Here is a 5,917-nt window from a genome sequence, read left to right on the forward strand (position 1 = left end):
CCCCTCGCGAGTTCTCGCGAGGGGTGTTCGTTATATAAATGCACCGCGCACACTTTTTGCCTCAGGGAAAAGGTGGGTGCGCCAGCGCAACTCCCTGCCCGGATAGTGGCAGTTCGGGGGTATTTTCTCGGCGCCTCAGCGGCTCAGCGCGAGTGCCGCGTCAGCTCCGGCTTCTTTTCCATGTTGTGCAGGCCGTTCCACGCCAGGTTGACGAGGTGAGCCGCCACCTCGGTCTTCTTGGGGCTGCGGGCGTCCAGCCAGTACTGGCCGGTGAGCGCGATCATGCCGACGAGCATCTGCGCGTAGAGCGGGGCGGTCCTCGTCTCGAGCCCCGCCGCCCTGAACTGCGGTTCGAGGATCGACTCGACCTGGGTGGCGACGTCGCCGATCAGGCTCGAGAACGTCCCGGTCGCCTGTGCGACGGGGGAGTCGCGCACGAGGATGCGGAAGCCGTCCTCGGACGACTCGATGTAGTCCAGCAGGGCGAGCGCCGTCCGCTCCAGCAGGACCTTGGGGTGGCCGCCCGAGCCGAGCGCACCCGTCAGTGCGGTGGTCAGTGCCTGGACCTCGCGGTCCACCACGACCGCGTAGATGCCCTCCTTGCCGCCGAAGTGCTCGTAAACGACCGGCTTGGAGACCTCGGCGCGTGCCGCGATCTCCTCCACGCTCGTGCCCTCGAAGCCTTTTCCGGCGAACAGTCCGCGGCTGACCGTGAGCAGCTGCTCGCGGCGCTGGCTGGCCGTCATACGAGGTCGGTGGGTACGTCGGTTGTCGGCGGCCATGGTGCTCATTGTGCCCGAGCGGCAGTTCCGGACGTGCCCGGAACGTGCCGACGAGCGAGGGCCGTCGGACCCGGATGTGGCTGACGACTCGCCCGGTACGGGCGGGGGCATGGCTCAGGACCTGGCAGACTGTTCACGGACGTGCGACGGTGGCACACGCCCGCTTCGGGTCACGACGGAGCCGCGCGCGCCCGGTCCGCCTTGGTGTAATCGGCAGCACAGAGGTTTTTGGTGCCTTTAGTCCAGGTTCGAATCCTGGGGGCGGAGCCATCCGGATCTGACGAACCCACTGATCGGAGCACTCGTGACCGAGACACCTCAGCCGGCAGCAGTCATCGTTCTTGCCGCCGGCCAGGGCACCCGCATGAAGTCAGCGTTGCCGAAGATCCTGCACCCGCTCGGCGGCAAGCCGATGGTCGGGCACGCGCTGACGGCCGCTCGTGAGCTCGAGCCCTTGCAGGTCGCCGTGGTGGTCCGGCACGAGCGCGAGCTGGTCGCGGAGGCGATCGGGCAGCTCGACCCCGAGGCGGTCCTCGTGGACCAGGACGACATCCCCGGCACGGGCAGGGCGGTGCAGTGCGCCCTCGCGGCGCTCGACGCCAAGGCCCAGGCCGCCGCGGCGGTAGCGGGTATCGCCGACGGCGAGCTCGTGGGCGACGGCGTCGAGGGCGCCGTCGTGGTCGTGGCGGGCGACGTACCGCTGCTCGACGGCGCCACCCTGGGCCAGCTGCTTGCGGCGCACCACGCCGACGGCAACGCGGTGACCGTGCTGACCACCGAGGTCGCCGACGCCACGGGCTACGGCCGGATCGTCCGCGAGCCCGACACAGGCGACGTGCTCGAGATCGTCGAGCACAAGGACGCGACCGCCGACCAGCTCGAGATCCGCGAGATCAACTCGTCGGTCTACGTGTTCGACGCCGCGACGCTGCGCAAGGGCCTCGGCGGTCTCGACAGCCGGAACGCGCAGGGCGAGGTCTACCTGACCGACGTCATCGCGTTCGCCCGTACCGAGGGTCTGCACGTGCGGGCGCTGCTCGCCGACGACCCGATGCTCGTCGAGGGCGTCAACGACCGGGTGGCCCTCTCGGTCCTGGCCCGCGAGATGAACCGCCGCATCGTCGAGGAGTGGCAGCGCGCGGGCGTCACGGTGCAGGACCCGGCCACCACGTGGATCGACGTCGACGTCGAGCTGTCCCCTGATGTCACCCTGCTGCCGAACACGCAGCTCAAGGGCGCGACGATCGTCGCGACCGGTGCGACGATCGGCCCCGACACGACCCTGACCGACGTCGAGGTGGGGGCAGGCGCGACGATCGTCCGCACGCACGGTTCGCTCGCCGTCATCGGCGAGGGTGCGTCCGTCGGTCCGTTCGCCTACCTGCGTCCCGGTACCAGCCTGGGCCGCAAGAGCAAGATCGGGACGTTCGTCGAGACCAAGAACGCGACGATCGGCGAGGGCAGCAAGGTGCCGCACCTCTCCTACGTGGGCGACGCGACCATCGGGGAGCACTCCAACATCGGTGCGGCGTCGGTGACCGTGAACTACGACGGTGTGCACAAGCACCGCACGGTGATCGGCTCGCACGCCCGCACGGGCGCGGACAACATGTTCGTCGCGCCCGTCACGGTGGGCGACGGCGCCTACACCGCCGCCGGCTCCGTGATCCGCCGGGACGTACCCGCCGGCGCGCTCGGCGTCACCGCAGGGCAGCAGCGGAACATCGAGGGCTGGGTCACCCGCCGCCGGCCGGGGACGGCCGCCGCGGAAGCCGCTGCGAACGCCCACGGTGGGGCGTCCGGTCTCGGCGACCAGGCGCAGCGACAGCTTGCCCAGCAGAATGCCACCGGGGCGCCCACTGCCCCGCAGGCCGCGGCCGCCCAGGCCGAGGCCGACCAGGCCCTGGTCCCCGGGGCCGACAAGGAAGGAAAGTCCCACTGATGTCCAGCACCATCGCTCCCGGTCCGAACCGCCATCCGCTCGTCCTCGCATCGGGACGGGCACACCCCGAGCTGGCGAAGAACGTCGCGAAGGAGCTGGGCATCGACCTGCTCGGCGTCTCCGCGTACGACTTCGCGAACAGCGAGACCTACGTGCGGTTCAGCGAGTCGGTGCGTGGCATGGACCTGTTCCTGCTCCAGTCGCACACGATGCCGGTGAACCAGTGGATCATGGAGCAGCTGCTCATGGTCGACGCCGCCAAGCGGGCCTCCGCACACTCCGTCACGGTCGTCGCGCCGTTCTTCGGGTACGCGCGCCAGGACAAGAAGAGCCGTGGCCGCGAGCCGATCTCGGCCCGGCTCCTCGCGGACCTGTTCAAGACGGCCGGCGCGGACCGCCTGATGAGCGTCGACCTGCACACCGCGCAGATCCAGGGCTTTTTCGACGGCCCGGTGGACCACCTGTGGGCCATGCCGATCCTCGTCGACTACGTGCGCACCCGCGTGGACGTCGAGAACGTCACGGTCGTCTCTCCGGACGCCGGTCGCATCCGCGTCGCCGAGATCTGGGCCTCCAAGCTGGGCGGCGGTCCGCTGGCGTTCGTGCACAAGACGCGCGACGTCACGCGGCCCAACCAGTCGGTAGCCAACCGCGTCGTGGGCGACGTGCAGGGCCGCGACTGCGTGCTGGTCGACGACCTCATCGACACCGGCGGCACGATCGCCGAGGCGGTCAAGGTCATCATGGCCGCCGGCGCCAAGTCCGTGACCGTCGCCGCGACGCACGGCGTGCTCTCCGGCCCGGCCGCGCAGCGGCTCACGGAGTGCGGTGCGCGTGAGGTCGTCGTGACCGACACCCTGCCCATCGAGGACGACCGCCGGTTCCCCAACCTCAAGGTGCTCTCGATCGCGCCGCTGCTCGCGTCGGCGATCAACGAGGTCCACTCCGACGGCTCCGTGACATCGCTCTTCGACGGCAACTCCTGATCCTTCGAGGTCAGCCCGGGTGTCCGTCCGGGCGCCTGTCCGGGTATACGGTCTGACCCTTGACTCGGATGCGGTCAACGGAGGACCGTGTCTTGACAACGATCTGGGAGGGTCAGTGACCGTCACCGTCGTGGTGCCCACGTTCAACGAGGGGCCCAACGTCCGGGTGCTCACCGAGCGGCTGTGCGCCGCCTTCGGTGTGCTGCCCGACGACGGTCTGCCCTCGGGCGCCCTCAACGGGCCCGAGGGTGGCCCGGCGCCGATCGGGGCGCCGGACCTCGCGGAGATCCTCTTCGTCGACGACTCCACCGACGACACCCCTGACCTGATCCGTCAGGTCGCGGCCACCGCGCCGGTCCCGGTGCGCCTGCTGCACCGGGAGAAGGCCGAGGGTGGGCTCAGCGGCGCCGTCGTGGCCGGGCTGCGGACCGTCACCACCGAGTGGGCGGTCGTGATGGACGGCGACCTGCAGCATCCGCCCGAGCTCGTGCCCGCGCTCGTCGCGCGCGGACGCGACGCGGGGCTCGACATCGTCGTCGCCTCCCGCTACACCGGCGACGGCGACGCCGGCGGCCTGGACGGCTGGTGGCGCCACGGCGTCTCGATCGCCTCGGCACTCCTGGCGCGCTCGATGTTCCCGGTGCGGCTGCGCAACGTGACCGACCCCCTCACGGGGTTCTTCGCCACCCGGGTGGACCGGCTGGACCTCGACGCGCTGCACCCGCGGGGCTTCAAGATCCTGCTCGAGCTCCTCACGCGCAACAGGCTGGCCGTCGGGGAGGAGCCGTTCGTGTTCGGCGAGCGGTACGCCGGGCACTCCAAGGCCACCTTCAAGACGGGCCTGCGCTACCTGGAGCAGCTCGCCGCCCTGCGGTTCGGGCGGATGTCGCGGTTCGCGATCATCGGCGGCTTCGGAGCGGTGCTGAACATCCTCATCCTGTGGGCCCTCACCGGGCTGGGCGTGCACTACGTTGCGGGTGCGGTGATCTCCGCCGTCGTCACGATCCTGACGAACTTCCTGCTGCAGGAGCGGTTCGTGTTCCGTGACCTGCGCAACGAGGGCCGTGGCGTCTGGTCGCGGTTCGCGCACTCGTTCGCGTTCAACGGCACCGAGGCGGCGATCCGCCTGCCCGTGCTGTGGTGGCTCGTCGAGTTCACGGGCCTGTGGCCGGTGCTCGTGCAGGCGGTGACCCTCGTCGTGGCGTTCCTGCTGCGCTTCGTGTTCCACGTCCAGGTCGTCTACAAGCCGCGTCGCACGCAGCCGCCGATCGGTGTCACACCGCCTCTCGGTGCGGACCGCGCCGACGAGCGGGTACAGTAGTCAGGTTGCCTCGGCGAGGGACGCCTGACGGCCGCGGCGGGACCTGATCCCGCAAGCACTCGGCCGGCGTCCGTGATCGACTGGGCGGCCGTCGGCGGCCCCGGGCGGAGTACCCCTCCAGCACCTCGCCCCGCGTGCCCGCTCCGCGCCCGTCACGTGTCCCGCGCCGACGCAGCCGCCATCTTCGAGTTGCACACATATCTTCCAGGAGTGAATTCCCATGGCCGAGATCAAGCTCGCCGCTGAGGCCCGTACCGAGTTCGGCAAGGGTGCCGCCCGCCGCATCCGCCGCGACAACAAGATCCCCGCTGTCCTCTACGGGCACGGCACCGACCCGGTGCACGTGACCCTGCCGGGCCACGAGTCGATGCTGGCGCTGCGCCAGACCAACGTGCTGCTCTCCATCGAGCTCGACGGCAAGGGCCAGCTGGCCGTCGCCAAGGACGTCCAGCGCGACCCGGTCCGCAACACCATCGAGCACATCGACCTGCAGGTCGTGCGCGCCGGCGAGAAGATCACCGTCGACATCACCGTGAACATCGTGGGTGAGTCGGCCCCCGGCACCATCCACCTCGTCGAGGAGCAGACGCTCTCGGTCGAGGCCGAGGCCACGCACCTGCCCGAGTCCGTCGAGGTCTCCATCGAGGGCCTCGAGACCGGCGCGCAGGTCCACGCCCGTGAGGTCGCCCTCCCGGCCGGCTCCACGCTGCTCACCGACCCGGAAGCCGTCGTCGTGCTGATCACCGAGCCGCGCGGCGAGGCAGGCGACGACGAGGAGGCCGCCTCCGACGAGTCGCCCGCCGAGGCGTCCTCGGAAAGCTGAGTCTCCGCCATACCCCCCGAGTGGTCGGCAGATTGTCAGGTGATCGGTAGCTCAAGTTACCGA

At 70.2% G+C, this 5,917-nt stretch carries 5 protein-coding genes and 1 tRNA gene; 5 read left to right on the top strand and 1 reads right to left on the bottom strand.

The genetic code is table 11. The features are described 5' to 3' along the window. Positions 1–143 precede the first annotated feature (143 nt). The gene (locus ACFWE2_RS24120; RefSeq protein WP_377226747.1) at positions 144–746 is read right to left on the bottom strand and encodes a TetR/AcrR family transcriptional regulator; all 603 of its coding nucleotides are present in this window, start codon (positions 744–746) and stop codon (positions 144–146) included. A 231-nt stretch (positions 747–977) separates the two neighbouring features. Here ACFWE2_RS24120 and ACFWE2_RS24125 point away from each other — a divergent pair. The 5 genes from ACFWE2_RS24125 to ACFWE2_RS24145 all read left to right on the top strand — a co-directional run bounded on the left by ACFWE2_RS24125 (position 978) and on the right by ACFWE2_RS24145 (position 5,854). After that, a tRNA-Gln gene (locus ACFWE2_RS24125) sits at positions 978–1,052 on the top strand. Between the two features lie 34 nt (positions 1,053–1,086). Next, positions 1,087–2,724 (top strand): bifunctional UDP-N-acetylglucosamine diphosphorylase/glucosamine-1-phosphate N-acetyltransferase GlmU, encoded by a 1,638-nt coding sequence (glmU, locus tag ACFWE2_RS24130; protein WP_377226748.1) that lies wholly within the window; start codon positions 1,087–1,089, stop codon positions 2,722–2,724. Next, on the top strand, positions 2,724–3,710 hold the full coding sequence (locus ACFWE2_RS24135) for a ribose-phosphate diphosphokinase (RefSeq protein WP_377226749.1): 987 nt from the start codon (positions 2,724–2,726) through the stop codon (positions 3,708–3,710). Before glmU ends, ACFWE2_RS24135 begins: the two co-directional genes overlap by 1 nt. A gap of 115 nt (positions 3,711–3,825) precedes the next feature. Beyond that, entirely contained in the window at positions 3,826–5,031 is a 1,206-nt protein-coding gene (locus ACFWE2_RS24140; RefSeq protein ID WP_377226750.1) for a glycosyltransferase, read from the top strand. A gap of 220 nt (positions 5,032–5,251) precedes the next feature. Further along, positions 5,252–5,854: a 50S ribosomal protein L25/general stress protein Ctc gene (locus ACFWE2_RS24145; protein WP_377226751.1), complete on the top strand. Its 603-nt coding sequence runs from the start codon at positions 5,252–5,254 to the stop codon at positions 5,852–5,854. The last annotated feature ends 63 nt before the right edge of the window (positions 5,855–5,917 follow it).

Source organism: Promicromonospora sp. NPDC060271, from assembly GCF_042726755.1.
GTDB lineage: Bacteria > Actinomycetota > Actinomycetes > Actinomycetales > Cellulomonadaceae > Promicromonospora.